This window comes from Clostridium senegalense (assembly GCF_018916625.1).
Taxonomy (GTDB): Bacteria; Bacillota; Clostridia; order Clostridiales; family Clostridiaceae; genus Clostridium_J; species Clostridium_J senegalense.
Window position 1 is genome coordinate 218,775 of the sequence record NZ_JAHLNC010000004.1, and the last position, 20,009, is coordinate 238,783.

Sequence of the window (20,009 nt, forward strand, 5' to 3'; positions counted from 1 at the left end):
TTTTAGTGTTCATCATTGAAATCATTTATTTCTATTACATCATCAGAAAAATCTAGAGGTAAATTTTCATATTCTATCTCTACTTCTTCTTCTACTTCATCTTCTATTGGTTCTATATATTCTTTTTCAGGTTCTTTTGGAGTTTGTTCCTCAGTACCTTCTATATTAACTTCTAAGTCCTCTAACTCTTCTTCTGCAGATTCTTTTAATCTAATCTCTTCTTGTGAGTCATTTAAAAGTTTTACATCTAAACAAAGTGCTTGTAATTCTTTTATAAGAACTTTGAATGATTCAGGTATTCCTGGCTCTGATATGTTTTCACCCTTAACTATTGCTTCATAAGTTTTAACTCTTCCTACAACGTCGTCTGACTTAACTGTTAAGATTTCTTGAAGTGTATGAGCTGAACCGTATGCTTCAAGTGCCCAAACTTCCATCTCTCCAAATCTTTGTCCTCCGAATTGAGCTTTACCACCTAATGGCTGTTGAGTAACTAATGAGTATGGTCCTGTTGATCTAGCATGTATCTTATCATCAACTAAGTGATGCAGTTTTAATATATACATGTATCCAACTGTAACTCTATTATCAAAGGCTTCTCCAGTTCTTCCATCATGTAAAACTGTTTTTCCATCTCTATTGTATCCTGCTTTTTCTAAGCAGTCTTCTATATCAGTATCTAATGCACCATCAAATACTGGTGTTGCTATATGCCAACCTAATTCACTAGCTGCCCATCCTAAATGAACTTCTAGTACCTGACCGATGTTCATACGAGACGGAACCCCTAATGGGTTTAAGCATATTTGTAGTGGTCTACCATCTGGTAAGAATGGCATATCTTCTTCTGGTAAAACTCTTGAAATAACACCCTTGTTACCGTGTCTTCCCGCCATTTTATCTCCGACAGATATTTTTCTCTTTTGTGCTATATAGCATCTTACTAATTGATTTACTCCAGGTGGTAACTCATCTGAGTTCTCTTTTGTAAATACTTTCACATCTACTATAATTCCAGCTTCACCATGTGGTACTCTTAAAGATGTATCTCTAACTTCTCTTGCTTTTTCTCCAAATATAGCTCTTAATAGTCTTTCCTCAGCAGTTAATTCAGTTTCTCCTTTTGGAGTTACTTTACCTACTAATATATCTCCAGATCTTACTTCCGCACCTATTCTTATGATACCTCTTTCGTCGATATCTTTAAGTGCTTCTTCACCTACATTTGGTATATCTCTTGTTATTTCTTCAGGTCCTAGCTTTGTATCTCTAGCTTCTGCTTCATACTCTTCTATGTGAACTGAAGTAAATATATCATCTCTTACTAATTCTTCAGAAATTAACATAGCATCCTCGTAGTTATAACCTTCCCAAGTTATAAATCCTATACGTATGTTCTTTCCTAAAGCTATTTCTCCTAAATCTGTAGATGGACCATCTGCAAGTACTGTACCTTTATCAACCTTTTCACCTTTATCAACTATAGGTCTTTGGTTTATACAAGTACCTTGGTTAGATCTTTTAAACTTAAGAAGTTTGTAAGAATCTATTCCACCATCTTCATCTCTTTTTACTCTAACTTCATTTGCACTTACGTAAATTACTGTTCCAGCATTTCTAGCTTTTGGTAATACTCCAGAATCTACAGCAGCTTTAAATTCTATTCCTGTACCAACAACAGGCGCTTGTGTTCTTAATAGTGGAACTGCCTGACGTTGCATGTTTGATCCCATCAGTGCTCTTGATGCGTCATCATTCTCTAAGAATGGAATCATTGCTGTAGCAACTGAAACTATTTGTCTTGGAGAAACGTCAACTAAATCAACTTCTTCTCTAGGTACAACTATAACTTCTTCTTTAACTCTGACTGTTACCTTGTTATCTAAGAACCTATTGTCTTCTCCAATCGGCTCATTAGCCTGAGCAACTATATAGTTATCTTCTTCGTCCGCAGTCATGTATCTTATTGAATCTGTAATTACTCCAGTTTTCTTATCAATAACTCTATATGGAGTTTCTATAAATCCATATTCATTAACTTTTGCATAAGTAGCTAATGAGTTTATAAGTCCTATATTTGGACCCTCTGGAGTTTCTATTGGACACATTCTTCCATAATGTGAATAGTGAACGTCTCTTACTTCGAAACCAGCTCTCTCTCTTGAAAGTCCTCCTGGTCCTAAAGCAGATAATCTTCTCTTATGTGTTAATTCAGATAATGGGTTTGTTTGATCCATGAATTGTGATAACTGTGAACTACCAAAGAATTCTTTTATAGATGCAACCACTGGTCTTATATTAATTAATGCCTGTGGAGTTATTACTTCTTGGTCTTGAATTGTCATTCTTTCTTTAACAACTCTTTCCATTCTTGAAAGTCCAATTCTAAATTGGTTTTGTAATAATTCTCCTACTGATCTTAATCTTCTATTTCCTAAGTGATCTATGTCATCTACATATCCAATTCCATAAGCTAATCCTAATTCATAACTTATTGTTGCATATATGTCATCTTTAATTATATGTTTAGGTATTAATTTGTTTATGTTTGCTTTGATTTTTTCTTTTATACTATCTTCATCACTGTTGTTATCTAAAATTTCTTTAAGTGTTGGATAGTGAACTAATTCTCTTATATTTAATTCCTTAACATCAAAGTCTACATGTTTAGTTATATCAACAAAGTGGTTTCCTATTATTCTTAAAACTTTGTCTTCTACTAATATGTCAACAGAGTTTATTCCTAAATTTTGAATATCTAGCGCAACGTCTCTGTCAATTTTTTCCCCTTTTTCAACTATTATTTCGCCAGTTGAAGGGTTTACTATGTTTTCAGCAGCTATTTGATTAGCAATTCTTAAGTGAATAGCTAATTTTTTGTTGAATTTATATCTTCCAACTCTAGATAAATCATATCTTTTTGCATCAAAGAATAATGAATCTATCAATGAAATAGCACTGTCAACAGTTGGTGGTTCACCCGGTCTTAATCTTTTATAAATCTCTAATAATGCTTCATTTCTATCTTTAGTGTTATCTTTTTCTATAGTAGCTTTTAATCTTTCTTCTTCACCAAAGAAATCTAATATTTCAGCATCACTACCATAGTGCATCATTACTCTTGCAAGAACTGTTATTGGTATTTTTCTAGTTTTATCAATTCTTACATATATGATGTCATTTGAGTCTGTTTCGTATTCTAGCCATGCACCTCTATTTGGTATAACAGTAGATGTAAATAACTTTTTACCAGTTTTATCAACTGAATAGTTATAATAAACACCTGGTGATCTAACAAGCTGGCTTACAATAACTCTTTCTGCACCATTTATAACAAAAGTTCCTTGTTCCGTCATTAATGGGAAATCTCCCATGAAGACATCTTGTTCTTTTATTTCTCCAGTCTCATTATTACGTAATCTAACTTTTACTTTTAGTGGTGCTGCATAAGTTGTATCTCTTTCTTTGCATTGTTCTACACAGTATTTGATGTTATCAAAATCAAGCTTATAACCAACAAATTCTAAGGCTAAATTTCCTGTATAATCTTGAATTGGATTAATGTCTTCAAATACTTCTTGTAAACCTTCTTTTAAAAACCAATTGTATGAATCTAATTGAACTTCAATTAGATTAGGCATGTTTGCCTTATCGCCTACTCGAGCAAAACTCATTCTTGTTCTTTTTCCATTTTTGACAGGATGTACCATCAGCTTTCACCCCTTGTATAAACTAAAATAACCCAAAAACCCACTATCCCCTAGGACTTTGTGTTTTCGGACTTCACACTTTTTCATCATGCTATTATAACCAATTGTAGAATTTTTATTCACATATAGATTTTTCTTCTTTTTTCTACAATTAATTACATAACTTAAACTGTCTAATTACTTTCGCATTGAATTATTTTATCACATTTCGAACCTAAAGTCAAGCTTTAGATGAAAAAAGGAGCACTATGAAAGTACTCCTTTTTTTGTTAATGTTACAACTATTTTACTTCTACAGCTGCTCCAACTTCTTCTAATTTAGCTTTCATTTCTTCAGCTTGATCTTTGCTTACGCCTTCTTTTAATGTTTTAGGAGCTCCATCAACTATTTCTTTAGCTTCTTTTAATCCTAATCCAGTTATTTCTCTAACTGCTTTTATAACTTTTATTTTGTTAGCTCCAGCGCTAGCTAAAACTACTTCAAATTCAGTTTTTTCTTCTGCTGCTGCTCCTGCAACTGCTGCTCCTGCTACTGCAACTGGTGCAGCTGCGCTTACTCCGAATTCTTCTTCACAAGCTTTAACTAATTCATTTAATTCTAAAACGCTCATTTCTTTTATAGCTTCTATTATTTGCTCTTTTGTCATTTTAAATGCACCTCCGAAATTTATCTTTCTTTTTTTATCTTTGTTATAGTGTTTTACTTTTATATTATTACTCAGCTGTTTCTTCTTTTTTATCTGCTATAGCAGTTAATAAGTACGCTAAGTTTGATAATGGAGCTTTGAAACTTCCAAGAAGTTTTGCAAGTAATACCTCTCTTGGTGGTATTGAAGCAAGCTCTTTAACTTTATCTCCATCAAATAATTCGCCTTGAACTACTCCAGCTTTTAATTGTAGCTTTTTGTTAGCTTTTGCGAAATCATTTAATATTCTTGCTGGAGCTGTTGGATCCTCATAACCAAATGCTATTGATACAGGTCCTTGAAGGTATGCTTCTAATCCTTCTATTCCTAGCTCTTTAGCAGCTAATGCTACTAATGTGTTTTTGTAAACTTTATACTCAACACCAGCTTCTCTTAAATTCTTTCTTAATTCTGTGTCTTGCTCAACTGTTAATCCTTGATATTCACTTAGTATAACGCCTTGAGCTTTCTCTAATTTTTCTTTTATCTCAGCAACTTTTGCTTCTTTTAATGCTCTGTTTTTGCTTTGCACTGTGTGTCCACCTCCTCACAGCTTTCACTGTTTATTTAAAATTAAAAGTCTCCCCGCAAACATACGAAGAGACCAATAAAATCATCACGTTCTATTAGAACCCTCGGTAGGTTATTCTGTTACGCCAAAGGCACCTACTGTCTACGGAATATTTATTATATTCAACTTTTAAGATTCTAACATACTTGTTGCAACTAGTCAATATATTTTTTAAAAATTATTCAGTAACTTTTACTGGGTTGATTTTGATTCCAGGACCCATTGTGCTTGCTACTGTAACTGATTTTATATATTGTCCTTTTGCTGCAGCTGGTTTTGCTTTTACTATTGCATCCATTAAAGTAGCAAAGTTCTCTTGTAATTTAGCTTCTCCAAAAGATTTTTTACCTACTCCAACGTGTATTATAGCAGTTTTGTCTACTCTGTATTCAACTTTACCAGCTTTAATGTCAGCTAAAGCTTTAGTAACATCAAATGTAACTGTTCCAGATTTAGGGTTTGGCATTAATCCTTTTGGTCCTAATACTCTTCCTAATCTTCCTACTACTCCCATCATATCTGGTGTAGCAACAACTACATCAAATCCAAACCAGTTTTCTTTTTGGATTTTCTCTACTAATTCTTCTGCTCCAACGAAGTCTGCGCCTGCTGCTTCTGCCTCTTTAGCTTTATCGCCTTTAGCGAAAACTAAAACTCTAACTGTTTTACCAGTTCCATGAGGTAGAACAACTGCTCCTCTAACTTGTTGATCCGCATGTCTTGGGTCAACACCAAGTCTTACGTGAACTTCTATTGTCTCATCAAATTTTGCTTTTGATGTTTTTATCGCAAGCTCCATAGCTTCTGATGGTGTATATAGAGTGTTTCTTTCTACTAATTTAGCACTCTCTATGTAGTTTTTTCCCATATTGCTATCCTCCTTTGTGGTATTAACGGTTTTTGCCTCCCACTAATTTAAAAATCGAATTATTCTTCTACTGTTATTCCCATGCTTCTAGCTGTTCCAGCTATCATGCTCATAGCAGTTTCTACTGATGCAGCGTTTAAATCTGGCATCTTTAATTCAGCTATTTCTCTAACTTGAGCTGCAGTTACTGTAGCAACTTTTGTTCTGTTAGGTACGCCTGAACCACTCTCAATTCCAGCTGCTTTCTTTAAAAGAACTGCTGCTGGTGGAGTTTTTAGTATGAAGCTGAAAGATCTGTCTTGATATACAGTAATTACTACTGGTATTATTAATCCAGCCTTATCAGCAGTTTTTGCGTTAAACTCCTTACAGAATCCCATGATATTAACACCATGTTGTCCTAATGCTGGTCCAACTGGTGGTGCTGGTGTTGCTTTCCCTGCAGGAAGTTGAAGTTTTATCATTCCTGTTATTTTCTTAGCCATGAGTTTACACCTCCTATATTGTGGTAATCGGACTTTAAAAGCCCTCCCACTTAATAAGAATAAATCTATATTAAGATTTTATCTTATAAGCTTAATCCATTTTTTCTATTTGATTAAAATCAAGTTCAACAGGAGTTTCCCTGCCAAACATATCAACTAAACCTTTTACTTTATGCTTTTCTATATTTATTTCTTGTATAGAAAGCACAAATTCTGCAAATGGGCCAGATACTATTTTTACCTGTTCCCCAATTTCTATATCTATAGAAACTGATTTTTCAACAATTCCCATGTTTTTTGCCTCTTCTTCTGTTAGAGGCACTGGTTTTGATCCCGGTCCAACAAATCCTGTAACTCCTCTAGTATTTCTTACGATATACCAAGAGTCATCTGTCATAACCATTCTAACCATTACATATCCAGGGAATATTTTTTTGTAAGTTACTTTTTTCTTGCCATCCTTGATTTCAACTTGTTCTTCCATAGGAACTTGAATGTCATGAATGAACTCTTCAAGATTTCTATTTTCAATAGCTTTTTCAAGGTTAGCTTTAACTTTGTTTTCATATCCAGAATAAGTATGAACAACATACCACTTAGCTTTTCCTGTCATAACTTCAGGGGTTGATTAAACCAATCCCCTACCTCCCTTTTTCTATTATTTGAAGAACATTTTAAAGAGGTTATTGAAACCAGTATCCAACAAACCTACTAGAATCACATAAAGAAGACAAAAGCTAATCACTGCTCCAGAAGCTTTTTTAATTTCTTTCTTGGAAGGCCAAGTTACTCTTTTGAACTCAGCTTTTAAGTCTACAAAAAACTGAATGACTCCTGAACGCTTCTTTTTTGTATTTGACTTTTTTTCAACATTCTTAGCCATCTTTTTTTCACATCCCCAATTTTATATTAGGTTAATTATTTTGTTTCTTTATGAAGTGTATGTTTGTGGCAGAATTTGCAATATTTTTGCATTTCTATTCTGTCTGGGTTGTTTTTCTTGTTTTTCATTGTATTGTAGTTTCTTTGTTTGCAATCTGTGCATGCTAAAGTCACTTTAACTCTCACAGTCTACACCTCCTAATTTACGAGTGATTTATCTTAAACTTAATCGTATTGTCTTTATACTTAGAAATTAAAATCCGAATTTTTAACTACCCAATTAATTTATCACAAGTTTTTAAATATGTCAACAAATTAGTTAGTAGCTTTATCATTGGTAAGTATTTCTGTTTTTTCATTTTTTATTCATTTTGGCCTTTTTATTTAAAATGCCTTTTAAAAGGACTAGGTTAGAAACCCAGTCCTATATGGTGATTTCTTTTTATTATTACTCAACTATTGAAGTAACAACTCCTGATCCTACAGTTCTTCCACCTTCTCTGATCGCGAATCTTAATCCCTCATCCATTGCTACTTGAGTTATTAATTCAACGTTCATGTCGATGTGATCTCCTGGCATTACCATTTCCATTCCGTCTGGTAATTTGATTGATCCTGTTACGTCAGTTGTTCTGAAGTAGAATTGTGGTCTGTATCCATCAAAGAATGGTGTATGTCTTCCACCTTCTTCTTTTTTAAGTACATATACTTGACCTACGAATTTTTTGTGTGGATTTACTGCTCCTGGTTGAGTTAATACTTGACCTCTTTGGATGTCAGTTCTTTGTATTCCTCTTAATAAAGCTCCGATGTTATCTCCTGCTTCTGCTTGATCTAGAAGTTTTCTGAACATCTCAACTCCTGTACATACAGTTTTTCTTTTCTCTTCGCTTAATCCAACTACTTCAACTTCGTCTCCAACTTTAAGAATTCCAGCTTCAACTCTTCCTGTTGCAACTGTTCCTCTTCCTGTTATTGTGAATACGTCCTCTACTGGCATTAAGAATGCTTTATCTGTAGCTCTTTCTGGTGTTGGGATGTATTCATCTACGTGTCCCATTAATTCCATGATACATGCTGTTGCTTCTGCATCTGTTGGGTTTTCTAATGCTTTTAATGCTGATCCTGTTACTACTGGAATATCATCTCCTGGGAAGTCATATTCGCTTAATAGCTCTCTGATTTCCATTTCAACTAATTCTAATAATTCTGGATCGTCTACCATATCTGCTTTGTTTAAGAATACTACTATGTATTGTACTCCAACTCTTGATGCTAGTAGTATGTGCTCTCTTGTTTGTGGCATTGGACCATCTGCTGCTGATACAACTAAGATAGCTCCATCCATTTGTGCTGCTCCTGTGATCATGTTTTTAACATAGTCAGCGTGTCCTGGACAGTCAACGTGTGCATAGTGTCTTGCATCTGTTTCATACTCAACGTGTGCTGTGTTGATTGTGATTCCTCTTTCTTTTTCTTCTGGTGCTTTATCTATTTCGTCATATTTAAATGCCTCTGCGAATCCTCTGTTTGCTAATACTGTTGTGATTGCAGCTGTTAATGTTGTTTTACCGTGGTCAACGTGTCCTATAGTTCCTATGTTAACGTGCGGTTTACTTCTTTCAAATTTTTCTTTTGCCATTTATAATTCCTCCTTTTAATCTTTAAATATTTATCCTATAAACTCATCCTGGCGTGTTGTCATCCCTCAACGAGTTTGGAGCCCATAACCGGGATTGAACCGGTGACCTCCACCTTACCAAGGTGACGCTCTACCTACTGAGCTATATGGGCATTTTCCTTATTCAAGTGCGTCGTATAAATTGCTTTATATCAGTTATTCATTATACAATATGTATAATGTATTGTCAACGCAAATCACACTCTTTTATTTAGACATTTTTCTAATTTTCTTTTAACTCTTTGAAGAGCGTTATCTATTGATTTTGCTTGCCTATCAAGATCACAAGCAATTTCCTGATAAGATTTTCCATCTAAATACGACATTAAAACTTCCATTTCAAGTTCTGATAACACTTGCCCTATTTCATTCTCTATGTTTTGTAATTCTTCTCTACTTATAACTAATTCTTCTGGATCTGAAATCTTAACCCCTGATATTATGTCCATTAAAGTCCTTTCAGATTCCTCATCATATATTGGTTTATTTAAAGATATATAAGTATTTAAAGGAATGTGCTTTTGGCGAGTAGCAGTTTTAACTGCTGTTATTATTTGTCTTGTAACACAAAGCTCTGCAAATGCCTTAAATGATGCCAATTTATCCAATCTAAAATCTCTTATTGCTTTAAATAGTCCAATCATACCTTCTTGATATATATCTTCTCTGTCTGCCCCAATTAAAAAATATGATTTAGCTTTTCCCCTAACAAAATTTTCATATTTACATAACAAGTAGTCTAATGCTTCTTTGCTTCCTTCTCTAGCTAATATAACTATTTCTTCATCCGTTTTATCTATAAAGGAATTTTTATTTTCTCCATTGTCAACCCTTTTTTCCAACAGCATTCCCTCCAAAAATTAACTATGAATTTACTTTAGATTATACAGTATTATAAAATTGCGTCAAGCTTACTATTACTGACTTCTTCTCATCTTTTCTAATATTTTTGCTATATCTTCATCTATCATATCTTCAAATAAGTTCCTCTTTTGAGAGTATACCTTCTCACATTTCTTTCCTATTTTCCTCTCAACTTTCATAACTTCATGATAAAATTCTAAAGAAGACATCCTACTAGCACCCCTTTGGAATGTAACTTGTTGTTCTAAGGAATCAGATGTAACTACATATACTTCAAATTTTCGTCCTATTAGATTCACTTTTTTTTCTATATATCCATCTGCTGTTTCTCCCTCTTTAGTAAATACCACACTTACCTTATCATGTTTTTCTTTTTTTTCATAAGCTCCTTTAACCATATGAGCGTCAAATACCACTTCTATTTTATAACCACAAAACGCTGAGTAATTACGCATTATGTCAAGTAATTTTTCTCTAGCTGACTCATAACTATATTCCTTAATTTCTTTTAATTCTGGCCAACTATTTATTACATTATATCCATCAACAAAAACTATTCTCACAATGATTAACAAAAGTCATTAAGACTTTTGTTTTAACACCTCATACATTAATATTCCACCTGCTACTGAAGCATTTAATGAAGTTATTTGTCCAACCATAGGTATTTTAACCAACACATCGCATTTTTCCTTTGTTAGTTTTGACATACCTTTTCCTTCACTTCCTATAACTAATGCAACCGCTCCACTTAGGTCTGTTTTGTAACATACTTCACCTGACATATCTGCACCATAAATCCAAAGTCCCTGTTCTTTTAATTCATCTATAGTAGTATTTATATTAGTAACTTTCGCTATTCTCATATGTTCTGTAGCACCAACTGCTGTTTTATAAACTGTAGGTGTTACTCCAACATTTTTTCGTTTTGGAATTATAATTCCATGTACCCCACAAACTTCTGCCGTTCTTATTATTGATCCAAAATTGTGTGGATCTTCAATTTCATCTAAAATTATTATAAATGGTTTTTCTTCCTTAGATTTTGCATAATCTAATATGTCTTTTATATCATAATATTTATAAGGAGTAACCTTTGCTATAACTCCTTGATGAGCTGAAGTTTGAGACATTTCATCAAGTTTAGCTCTTTCAACATGCTTAATTACAACTCCCTGTTCCTTAGCTAACCCTAAAACAACATTTATAGAGCCTTTTGAATCTCCTTTAGCTACTAATATTTGTTCTATAGTTCTATCAGATTTTAACGCTTCTATAACAGCATTTCTTCCTTCTATCAAATCTTCTCTTACTACTAAATCTTCTTTTATTCTTTCTTCTCTTTCTCTATTTCCTTTAAATTTATTTTCCCTTACTCTATTTTCTTTAAATCTATTATTTTCATCTCTTCTTTTAGTCATAAATTTAACCTCTTTCAAATTTTATAATTGATTATATTTATCTTTAATTTTCAAGATTTCGCCACAAGTCATAGTACCTTCTGGGCATGACCCCTTTAAGCATGAAGGGCCTGAAAACTTAAATATTGTAGGTGCCACTTTTTTAGCTTCTTTAAGCATTTCATCTGCCATATTTCTAATTTCCCATTGAGCTCTATTACAACACCTATGAGCAAAGAAATGCATAAGTTCTCTAGCATTCATAGTTACTATAATTTTAGTTTCACATGCGTTTGGGAATACATATCTAGCATCTTCTATAGCTTTTTTTATACTAGAATTTTTAATTCTTTTTTTAACTTTTTCATCTATTTCATCTTCACATTCTAATTTGTTACTTTCTATATATTTTTGAATCTCACTATTATAAGAATCATTGTATAATATTTCAACTATATCATCATAGTCTTTTTGATTTTTCTTCATTGCATTTATAAAAATTTCTTTGGCTTTTTCATTTTTCTCTATGTTTGGTGGTACTATATATTGAAATTGTTTTAATTTAACATATCTTTGACTTTGTTGTGAATATGAAGCTACTCTATGTCTTACTAATTGATGTGTTAAACTTCTAGATACACCTTCTATAGCAAAGGTAAAACTTATATGTTCCACCGGTGAATAGTGTCCATAATTCATTAACATTTCTATAAATTTATTTGTTTTATTTTCATCTAATCCTTCTAAGATTTCATCAACCCCAACTGAGCTATAGCAAAGTTTAGCTGCTGATGCCACCACTTTTTCTGGATTAGGTGTATGTTCTATAAGTTTAACTTTCAACATTAGTTTTTTCCTCCTCATATCTTATGATCTTTGTTAATATGTAATCTAATCTTTTTGTTTCTCCACTTAAATATAAATATCCAATTAATGCCTCAAACCCTGTAGCCCATTTATACTCTATAACATCACCATTTTTAGGTGTATGCGATTTACTATTTCTACCTCTTTTAAATATTGCCATTTCCTTCTCATTTAACTCGTCAATAATTTGTTTCATATATTCACATTGAGATTTAGCTTTAACATAGCTTACTGTTTTTTTATGTAATTTATTTACATTCATACCCCTAAATTTTTCTATCAAATATGTTCTTATAAACACTTCATATACAGCATCTCCAGCCAATGCTAATACTAATGGGTTTAGCTGTATTATATCTGTTTCTGAAAATTTATTTTTTATTAAATCAAAATCCATGATTTTCTCCTTATTTTATACTTTGTTTTGAACTATCTTTCTTATAGGTTTTTACATTAACTTTTCAAGTTATTCATTAAAATTTTTTATATTGAAAAGAGTGATGCGATTTTACAAACTGTTAAAGTCACAACTCTATTTTACATGAAAATGCTTTTAATTCTTTCAATGAATTTCAATAAAAGTTTATTTCCCTATACAACATATTATATATCAAACTATGTTGTTTTTACACAATACATATTATCATATTAAATAATTAAATAGAAATTTTCTTATATTTATTTTTTAATTATAACCTTTTTAAATATTTAAAATTAATTAATTTTTTAAAAACAAAAGCGTTTACAACTTTGAAAAGTTATAAACGCTTTTTTATAAAATACTTACGTATTTATGTACTATTTAGTTAATTCTTCTACAGCATATCCTTTTGCTGATAGTGCTGTTTTTATCATTTCTGCATGATCTTTAGACTCTGTTTCTACTTCAATTTCAATACTAGAAATTTCTAATCCTTTTGGATTCCAGTTTTTATCTTGTTTTACTTTATAAACATTTCCGCCTAATGATGCTATTTCAGAAATTAAATTTCCTAATTCACCTATTTTATCTTTTAATTCAATTTGTAAAGTTATTCTTCTTTTATTTAAAAGTAATTGTCTATCTATTATTTTAGAAACTGTAGCTATATCTATGTTACCACCACTAACTACTGCAACAACTTTTTTACCTGCATTTTTAACTTTTCCTGATAATAATGCAGCTAGTCCAACAGCACCAGCACCTTCAGCTACAACTTTATTTCTTTCCATTAATGAGAATATTCCGCTTGCTATTTCATCTTCAGTAACTGTAACTATTTCATCAACATATTTTTTAATTACTTCAAATGTTTTATTTCCTGGAGTTTTAACTGATATACCATCTGCTAATGACTTAGGTCCATCAACTGTTACAACTTCTCCTTTTTCTAAAGAAGCTTTACTTGAAGCTATAACATCTGCTTGAACTCCAATTATTTTTATGTTAGGATTTATAGATTTTGCAGCAACTGCTATACCAGCAATAATTCCGCCACCACCAATTGGTACTAAAATAGCGTCTGCATCTGGTAAATCTTCTAATATTTCAAGAGCAATTGTTCCTTGTCCAGCCATTACTTGCTCATCATCAAATGGATGTAAGAAAGTAGCGCCTGTTTCCTTTTGAACTTCTACTGCTTTAGCATAACAATCATCATAAACTTCTCCATGTTGTATTACTGTTGCACCATAGTTTTTAGTTGCTTGAACTTTTGCAAGTGGTGCAGTAACTGGCATACATATTGTAGACTTAATTCCAAATGCTGTAGCTGCATAAGCAACACCTTGCGCATGGTTTCCTGCTGATGAAGCAACAACTCCTTTAGCCTTTTCTTCTTCAGTTAAGGATGCTACTTTATTGTAAGCTCCTCTTAATTTGAAAGAACCAGTTTTTTGTTTGTTTTCACATTTTAGATATACTTCATATCCTGTTTGTTTTGAAAAAGTTGATGATACAAATAACGGAGTTTTTCTTGATACTCCTTTAAGATTTTCTTGCGCTTTTTTTACGTCAGCTAATGTTATCATTGTTATTACTCTCCTTTTGTTTGAAAGATTTTTCTTGTTTCAAACATTGACTTTGTTTCAAACATTCGTTTTTGTTTGAAACATTAGTTTTGTTTGAAACGTATATCTTATCAGAAAATTTAATTTAGTTTTTCCCCTTTTTAATAACACTAATAATAGCCCCTTACATTTAAACCCTTATGTTTTATTATAGCTAGCATGATTATAATACATAATCATGCCAGTTATTATCTACTTTTATTTTATAACTTATTTTGTTCAAATTCAACCTTTATTCTGTCAATTATTTCGGAAATTTTAATTTCTTCAACTTCCCCACCATTTCTAAGTTTAAATTCTACTATTCCATCAGTTAATTTTTTACCTACTGTAATTCTCATTGGTATTCCAATTAACTCAGAATCTTTAAATTTAACTCCAACTCTTTCATTTCTATCATCTAAAAGAGCCTTTATTCCTAATTGTTGTAGTTGTAAATAAATTTTTTCCGCTTCTGCTACTTGTTCTTCATTTTTCATAACAGCAGGAATTACAACAATATGATATGGTGCTATTTCTAAAGGCCAAACTATACCATTTTCATCATTGTGTTGTTCTATTATAGCTGCCATTGTTCTATTTACACCTATACCATAACAACCCATAACTAATGGTTTATTTTTTCCATCTTCATCAATGAAATTTGCATTCATAGATTTTGAATACTTAGTGCCAAGTTTAAATATATGTCCTACTTCTACGCCTCTAGCAATTGTGATATTTCCACCACATTTAGGACATTTATCTTCAACAGTGATTTTTCTGAAATCTCCCACAATTCCTTCAAAATCTCTTCCATAGTTGGCATTTTCAAAATGATAGTCTGTTTCATTAGCTCCAATAACAAAGTTTTTCATTTTAGTAACTTCTTCATCAATAAACAATTTGTCTACTTTTATTCCTATTGGGCCTGCAAAACCAACTTGCGCGTTAGTTGCATTGATAACTTTTTCACTATCACACATCATGAATTCTACCACACCACCTAGTGCATTTGCAACCTTTATTTCATTCAATTCTCTGTCGCCTCTTACCATGATAGCAACTATTTGTTCATCAGCTTTAAATAATAAAGTTTTTGCTAACTTTTTCTTACTTATTCCTAAACCATTAACTAATTCGTCTATAGTTTTTATATTTGGTGTATGGATTTTATTTAATTCTTTTAAGTCTTCATCTGGTCCTTCTTCTGCTGTAGCTGGTGCTTTTTCAACATTTGCAGCATATTTACACTCATCACAGAATACTATTTCATCTTCTCCAACCTCTGATTTAACCATGAATTCTGCTGATCCTGATCCACCCATAGCTCCTGAATCTGCTTCTACTGGACTAAAATCTAATCTACATCTAGTAAATATGTTACAATATGCTTCATACATTTTATCATATGATAAATCAAGTCCTTTTTCATCTCTATCAAAAGAATATGCATCTTTCATAACAAATTCTCTTGATCTCATTACTCCAAATCTTGGTCTTCTTTCATCTCTATATTTTGTTTGAATTTGGTATAAATTTATTGGTAATTGTTTATATGATTTTATCTCATTTCTTGCAAAATCTGTGAACACTTCTTCATGTGTTGGTCCTAGACAAAATTCTCTTTCATTTCTATCTTGCAATTTGAACATTTCTGGTCCCATAACATCCCATCTTCCAGATTCCTTCCAAAGTTCTGAAGGAAGTAATGCTGAACATAAGAATTCTTGTGCTCCTGCTTTATCCATCTCATCTCTTACAATGTTTTCGATATTTTTTAGCACTTTAAGACCTATTGGTAAATAGTTATACACTCCTGATGCTAACTTTCTCATCATACCAGCTCTTAACATTAATTGATGACTTAATATTTCTGCTTCTGCTGGAACTTCTCTTAATGTTCCTAAATACATATTTGATACTCTCATCTTGCCACACTCCTTAAATCTATATACACTTATTTTTTTGTATAAAAAAAACTCGTCCCTGTTTTAGGGCGAGTTATATCGCGGTACCACCTAAATTTTGTACTCTCATTTTGATATCGGTATTTATTACCGGTAGTTTTTGCTACTGCTCAAAAGTAGGTTCGAAATTGGTGAAAACATCTCAGCATAAAGTTTTCTCTCTGTATAGTAATTTCTACTATTCTTTATCATCGCTTATCATTATTCTTTTATAAAAGTAAATTTAATATACCATTTAAAAAAAATCATGTCAAGGTAAAAAAAAAGGAAAGTAATTTATATATTTTATAATTTTTACTTTCCTAGAATTAATTTTGTTATTTTGTATTTTCTATTATCTTTTCAGCTAATAATAAGTCTTCTGGGGTAGTTATTTTTATATTATTATAACTCCCCTCATAAAGAAATACTTTATTCCCATAATGTTCAACTACCATAGTATCATCAGTAACACTTATATTTTCTTTTAAAATATTTTCATGACATTTTAAAATTAAATCGTATTTAAAAGACTGCGGTGTCTGAACTGCAAATAAATCATTCCTATTTGGTGTTTTTAATGAAAACCCACTATTATCTTTTATCTTTATAGTATCTTTAGGTAATACTCCACAAGCACAAGCTCCATAGACTTTGGAATATTTTATTCCATCCTCTATAATCTTTTCGTCAACAAAAGGTCTTGCGCCATCATGTATAAGAACTGTATCACAATCTGTTAATTCCTTAAGCCCATTTAAAACAGAATTTTGTCTTTCCTTACCACCACATACTATTTTCTTTACTTTTTCAATTTTATACTTATCAACAATTTCACGTCTACAATAATCTACTTCCTTTTCAGAAGCAACCAATAAGATTTCATCAATTAGATTACAATTATTAAAGGCCATAAGTGTATGGTATAGTATAGGCTTGCAATTAAGTTCTAGAAATTGCTTGTTTTTATTAGCGCCCATTCTCTTTCCTCTTCCTGCTGCTAATACTATTACTTTATTTGCCATTTAACATTTTTACTTCCTCTCTAATTCTTGCGAAAATCATTCTTCCTGCTGCTGTTTGCAATACTGATGTAACTGTTACTATTACAATATCACCAATGTGATTTCTACCATCCTCAACAACGATCATAGTTCCATCATCTAAGTATGCTAGTCCCTGCCCAGATTCCTTACCATCTTTAACTATTTGTATCTTCATATCTTCTCCTGGTAGAACTACTGGTTTTATAGCATTAGCTAACTCATTTATATTTAGCACTGGAACACCCTGAACTTCTGCAACCTTATTTAAATTATAGTCATTTGTTATTACTTTTCCATTTAAAACTTGTGATAATTTTAATAACTTACTATCAACCTCTGCAATTTCTGGAAAGTCACCTTCCCAAATTTCAACTTTTATACTTAACTCTTTTTGTATTTTATTAAGTATATCAAGCCCTCTTCTTCCTCTATTTCTTTTTAACCCATCACCAGAGTCAGCAATATGTCTTAACTCATCTAATACAAAGTTAGGTATTACAAGAGTTCCCTCTATAAATCCTGTTTGACAAAGGTCAAAAATTCTTCCGTCTATTATCACTGAAGTATCTAGTACTTTAGCAGTACCTTTTGGAATATTTTTTAATTTGCCATCTTTTGATGTAGATCCCTTTTTCATATTAGAAAAAAGATTTAATATATCCTCTTTCTTTCTAATTGCCATATCAGCACAAACCACAACTAATATGACAGTTACTATAAACACTATTATTGTTGAAATAGCAGAATTGGCTTTTACTAGGTTTGCTAGCAATGAAGCAACAATTAAACCTAAAACTGCACCTGCTAGTCCTAATAACATATCTGCTGTTGGTAATTTTTGTAATCTCTTTTCTACACAATCTATCGTTTTAATAATAAGTTTAGTTACATATGCAGATATAAAGTAAAAGAATAACAAAAATAATAAAATACAAAATATAATAAATAAAATTCCTTTAACTGACGATGTTGACATTATTCCTATTTTAGATAATAAATTATAATCTATTACTAGTTTTCCTACTATGTAACCTAAACTTCCTCCCCCTAAAGTTATAAGCACTCTTAATATTTTTTTAATCAATAATATTCACCTCCTATTTAATTATTGACAAATACCACTAATACTATCCTATCTTTATAAATAATATATATTATCAAATATATTATTTCAATAGAGATATATATTTTACAAATATTTTATCACTATTTATTTTATAAAAGTTAAAATTCAGAAACATTTTTATGTTTTTCTCAAAAATTTCCTAACTTTGACCCCCTATCATTATTTAAATTAATAATATATTATAGAGTCATCACATCTCCTCTAGCTTTTTTACAAGAATAAAATTTAGTTATGTTTTTTTATAAGGAGTTGAATGAAAATGAAAGATTTAATTTTTGATGAGTTTCAAAATTCAGTTGATGATTGTTTACTTAGACACAGAAGTATATTAGATATTATGAGTAAACTTGATGAATCCCAATCTAGGGTTAATAGGTCTATTGTAAAGTGTATAACTTCATGTGGCTGCTTACAAATTGAAGCTTCAAAACAAAAGGTACCTAATGATTTTGATACTTCTGATTTTGATTCTTTTAAAAGTTGTTTTGATACACATGTTAAAGGCCAGCTCTGCGATAATTGTAGAGAGATTATTGAAAAAGAATTAGGTAATCACTTCTTTTATATAGCTTCTTTATGCAATTGCACTAATTTGAATATTTATGATATCTTACTAAAAGAGTATAAAAATATGGTTTCACTTGGAAAATACACCTTAAAGTAATTTATAAAATATAGCACAAATTTAAATTTGTGCTATATTTGTTTTTGAATATGATATTGCTCTTTAAATTTTTCGAACCAATCACTAATATATTTAGCTCTTATCTCCCCAATACCTTCTACTGAATCTAATTCAGCTACTGTTGCTGATATAATAAACCTCAATTCTTTAAATTGATTTACTAAATTTTCTATCACCGTTGATGGCAATCTATATATTTTGTTTAAAATTCTATATCCTTTGGGATAAACTATGGTTTCTGTTAATGAGCAATTAGAATAACCTAATATTTTAGATATATTATTCAAATCTAAAAGTTCTTCTTCTGTTAACTTTGCCAAGCTTTTATATATATTACTTGAACAAATATCATGTCCACAGTAATCCTTCATAAGATATATTGCCTCTTCTTCAACATTTTTTATAAGTTCTTTTAGTTGCATATCTATTAGTCTACCTTCATTTCCAAGTTCATAAATATATGTTTCTATTTCTTTAATTATTCTCATTATAAGTTCAACTCTTTGAATTGCTGTAGTTATATCTGTTAATGTTACGTTACCATTAGTTTCAAGTATATTTAAATTTACAATAGCTTTATCGAAAACTACTGTATATTTTTCTAAAGTATGTATAGCTTGATTAGCTTTAGCTAATATTTCGCTACTTTCTTTTAACACATATTTTAAATCGCCTTTATATAAAGTTATTATATTTCTTCTTTGCGATATAGCTATAACTATACTATTAGTCTGTTTCGCTACTCTTTGCGCTGTTCTATGCCTAGTTCCTGTTTCATATGTACTTATTGAAGAATTAGGCAATAATTGAGTATTTGCTAATAAGATTTTCTTTAAATCACTACTTACAACTATAGCACCATCCATTTTAGCCAATTCATATATATATGCAGGAGTATAATCAGCATTTATATTAAAACCACCATCAGCTAAATTTAGTATTTCATTGCTATCACTTAAAACTATAAGTCCACCTGTTTTTGCTCTTAAAATATTATCTAAACCCTCTCTTAATAATGTTCCTGGGGCCATCATTTTTAACACATTCATTAATTCATTGTTTTTCTCTTCTTTCATATAATCCACTACTACAAACTCACAAAAGTAATAATGGGTTTCACTCCCTTCATTATTCAAACTTCCTTTAATTTTTATAATCCAA

At 31.2% G+C, this 20,009-nt stretch carries 20 protein-coding genes, 1 tRNA gene and 1 other annotated feature; of the genes, 1 reads left to right on the forward strand and 20 read right to left on the reverse strand.

The features are described from left to right. Positions 1-2 precede the first annotated feature (2 nt). The 19 genes from rpoB to KQI36_RS09895 form a co-directional block, all read right to left on the reverse strand. A complete protein-coding gene (gene rpoB, locus KQI36_RS09805; protein ID WP_010295359.1) occupies positions 3-3,710 on the reverse strand; it encodes a DNA-directed RNA polymerase subunit beta in 3,708 nt (1,235 codons plus the stop codon). Positions 3,711-3,991: 281 nt separating this feature from the next. Further along, positions 3,992-4,357, reverse strand: coding sequence for a 50S ribosomal protein L7/L12 (gene rplL, locus KQI36_RS09810; RefSeq protein WP_216450716.1), 366 nt, complete (start codon positions 4,355-4,357; stop codon positions 3,992-3,994). Positions 4,358-4,424: 67 nt separating this feature from the next. Further along, positions 4,425-4,928 carry a 50S ribosomal protein L10 gene (gene rplJ, locus KQI36_RS09815; RefSeq protein ID WP_010295365.1) on the reverse strand — a complete coding sequence of 168 codons (504 nt, stop codon included), beginning with the start codon at positions 4,926-4,928 and terminating at the stop codon, positions 4,425-4,427. 32 nt (positions 4,929-4,960) lie between these two features. Further along, positions 4,961-5,093: a sequence feature (ribosomal protein L10 leader region), on the reverse strand. A 52-nt stretch (positions 5,094-5,145) separates the two neighbouring features. Then, positions 5,146-5,835 carry a 50S ribosomal protein L1 gene (gene rplA / locus KQI36_RS09820; RefSeq protein WP_010295368.1) on the reverse strand — a complete coding sequence of 230 codons (690 nt, stop codon included), beginning with the start codon at positions 5,833-5,835 and terminating at the stop codon, positions 5,146-5,148. Between the two features lie 59 nt (positions 5,836-5,894). After that, a complete protein-coding gene (rplK, locus tag KQI36_RS09825; protein WP_010295371.1) occupies positions 5,895-6,320 on the reverse strand; it encodes a 50S ribosomal protein L11 in 426 nt (141 codons plus the stop codon). A 91-nt stretch (positions 6,321-6,411) separates the two neighbouring features. Further along, positions 6,412-6,933 (reverse strand): transcription termination/antitermination protein NusG, encoded by a 522-nt coding sequence (gene nusG, locus KQI36_RS09830; RefSeq protein WP_216450717.1) that lies wholly within the window; start codon positions 6,931-6,933, stop codon positions 6,412-6,414. 45 nt (positions 6,934-6,978) lie between these two features. Further along, positions 6,979-7,203, reverse strand: coding sequence for a preprotein translocase subunit SecE (gene secE / locus KQI36_RS09835; RefSeq protein WP_010295374.1), 225 nt, complete (start codon positions 7,201-7,203; stop codon positions 6,979-6,981). A 35-nt stretch (positions 7,204-7,238) separates the two neighbouring features. After that, positions 7,239-7,388, reverse strand: a complete 150-nt coding sequence (gene rpmG / locus KQI36_RS09840; protein WP_010295376.1) for a 50S ribosomal protein L33 — start codon at positions 7,386-7,388, stop codon at positions 7,239-7,241. Positions 7,389-7,650: 262 nt separating this feature from the next. Beyond that, entirely contained in the window at positions 7,651-8,844 is a 1,194-nt protein-coding gene (tuf, locus tag KQI36_RS09845) for an elongation factor Tu (protein ID WP_216450714.1), read from the reverse strand. Between the two features lie 76 nt (positions 8,845-8,920). Beyond that, positions 8,921-8,996, reverse strand: a tRNA-Thr gene (locus KQI36_RS09850). Positions 8,997-9,080: 84 nt separating this feature from the next. Further along, positions 9,081-9,725: an RNA polymerase sporulation sigma factor SigH gene (sigH, locus tag KQI36_RS09855; protein ID WP_010295378.1), complete on the reverse strand. Its 645-nt coding sequence runs from the start codon at positions 9,723-9,725 to the stop codon at positions 9,081-9,083. A 75-nt stretch (positions 9,726-9,800) separates the two neighbouring features. Then, positions 9,801-10,310 carry an NYN domain-containing protein gene (locus tag KQI36_RS09860; protein ID WP_216450718.1) on the reverse strand — a complete coding sequence of 170 codons (510 nt, stop codon included), beginning with the start codon at positions 10,308-10,310 and terminating at the stop codon, positions 9,801-9,803. An 18-nt stretch (positions 10,311-10,328) separates the two neighbouring features. Beyond that, positions 10,329-11,168, reverse strand: coding sequence for a 23S rRNA (guanosine(2251)-2'-O)-methyltransferase RlmB (rlmB, locus tag KQI36_RS09865; RefSeq protein ID WP_010295380.1), 840 nt, complete (start codon positions 11,166-11,168; stop codon positions 10,329-10,331). Positions 11,169-11,189: 21 nt separating this feature from the next. Then, the gene (thyX, locus tag KQI36_RS09870) at positions 11,190-11,993 is read right to left on the reverse strand and encodes an FAD-dependent thymidylate synthase (protein WP_010295382.1); all 804 of its coding nucleotides are present in this window, start codon (positions 11,991-11,993) and stop codon (positions 11,190-11,192) included. After that, entirely contained in the window at positions 11,980-12,411 is a 432-nt protein-coding gene (locus KQI36_RS09875; RefSeq protein ID WP_010295384.1) for a Mini-ribonuclease 3, read from the reverse strand. Before KQI36_RS09875 ends, thyX begins: the two co-directional genes overlap by 14 nt. A 401-nt stretch (positions 12,412-12,812) precedes the next feature. Continuing rightward, entirely contained in the window at positions 12,813-14,024 is a 1,212-nt protein-coding gene (ilvA, locus tag KQI36_RS09880; protein ID WP_216450720.1) for a threonine ammonia-lyase, read from the reverse strand. A gap of 242 nt (positions 14,025-14,266) precedes the next feature. Continuing rightward, positions 14,267-15,973 carry a proline--tRNA ligase gene (locus KQI36_RS09885; RefSeq protein WP_010295386.1) on the reverse strand — a complete coding sequence of 569 codons (1,707 nt, stop codon included), beginning with the start codon at positions 15,971-15,973 and terminating at the stop codon, positions 14,267-14,269. Between the two features lie 356 nt (positions 15,974-16,329). Further along, a complete protein-coding gene (gene ispD, locus KQI36_RS09890; RefSeq protein ID WP_216450721.1) occupies positions 16,330-17,016 on the reverse strand; it encodes a 2-C-methyl-D-erythritol 4-phosphate cytidylyltransferase in 687 nt (228 codons plus the stop codon). Beyond that, on the reverse strand, positions 17,006-18,121 hold the full coding sequence (locus KQI36_RS09895; RefSeq protein WP_010295391.1) for a PIN/TRAM domain-containing protein: 1,116 nt from the start codon (positions 18,119-18,121) through the stop codon (positions 17,006-17,008). The genes ispD and KQI36_RS09895 overlap by 11 nt, the downstream gene beginning before the upstream one ends. A 301-nt stretch (positions 18,122-18,422) precedes the next feature. Here KQI36_RS09895 and KQI36_RS09900 point away from each other — a divergent pair, with 301 nt between their 5' ends. Continuing rightward, a complete protein-coding gene (locus KQI36_RS09900) occupies positions 18,423-18,827 on the forward strand; it encodes a nucleoside triphosphate pyrophosphohydrolase family protein (protein ID WP_010295393.1) in 405 nt (134 codons plus the stop codon). Positions 18,828-18,859: 32 nt separating this feature from the next. Here KQI36_RS09900 and disA read toward each other — a convergent pair whose 3' ends face one another. After that, positions 18,860-19,924: a DNA integrity scanning diadenylate cyclase DisA gene (disA, locus tag KQI36_RS09905; protein WP_216450722.1), complete on the reverse strand. Its 1,065-nt coding sequence runs from the start codon at positions 19,922-19,924 to the stop codon at positions 18,860-18,862. Between the last annotated feature and the right edge of the window lie 85 nt (positions 19,925-20,009).

Coding starts and splice junctions, on each gene's coding strand:
- rpoB (WP_010295359.1), bottom strand. CDS start 3,710: ATGGTACATCCTGTCAAAAATGGAAAAAGAACAAGAATGAGTTTTGCT.
- rplL (WP_216450716.1), bottom strand. CDS start 4,357: ATGACAAAAGAGCAAATAATAGAAGCTATAAAAGAAATGAGCGTTTTA.
- rplA (WP_010295368.1), bottom strand. CDS start 5,835: ATGGGAAAAAACTACATAGAGAGTGCTAAATTAGTAGAAAGAAACACT.
- rplK (WP_010295371.1), bottom strand. CDS start 6,320: ATGGCTAAGAAAATAACAGGAATGATAAAACTTCAACTTCCTGCAGGG.
- nusG (WP_216450717.1), bottom strand. CDS start 6,933: ATGACAGGAAAAGCTAAGTGGTATGTTGTTCATACTTATTCTGGATAT.
- secE (WP_010295374.1), bottom strand. CDS start 7,203: ATGGCTAAGAATGTTGAAAAAAAGTCAAATACAAAAAAGAAGCGTTCA.
- tuf (WP_216450714.1), bottom strand. CDS start 8,844: ATGGCAAAAGAAAAATTTGAAAGAAGTAAACCGCACGTTAACATAGGA.
- rlmB (WP_010295380.1), bottom strand. CDS start 11,168: ATGACTAAAAGAAGAGATGAAAATAATAGATTTAAAGAAAATAGAGTA.
- thyX (WP_010295382.1), bottom strand. CDS start 11,993: ATGTTGAAAGTTAAACTTATAGAACATACACCTAATCCAGAAAAAGTG.
- KQI36_RS09875 (WP_010295384.1), bottom strand. CDS start 12,411: ATGGATTTTGATTTAATAAAAAATAAATTTTCAGAAACAGATATAATA.
- ilvA (WP_216450720.1), bottom strand. CDS start 14,024: ATGATAACATTAGCTGACGTAAAAAAAGCGCAAGAAAATCTTAAAGGA.
- KQI36_RS09885 (WP_010295386.1), bottom strand. CDS start 15,973: ATGAGAGTATCAAATATGTATTTAGGAACATTAAGAGAAGTTCCAGCA.
- ispD (WP_216450721.1), bottom strand. CDS start 17,016: ATGGCAAATAAAGTAATAGTATTAGCAGCAGGAAGAGGAAAGAGAATG.
- KQI36_RS09900 (WP_010295393.1), top strand. CDS start 18,423: ATGAAAGATTTAATTTTTGATGAGTTTCAAAATTCAGTTGATGATTGT.
- disA (WP_216450722.1), bottom strand. CDS start 19,924: ATGAAAGAAGAGAAAAACAATGAATTAATGAATGTGTTAAAAATGATG.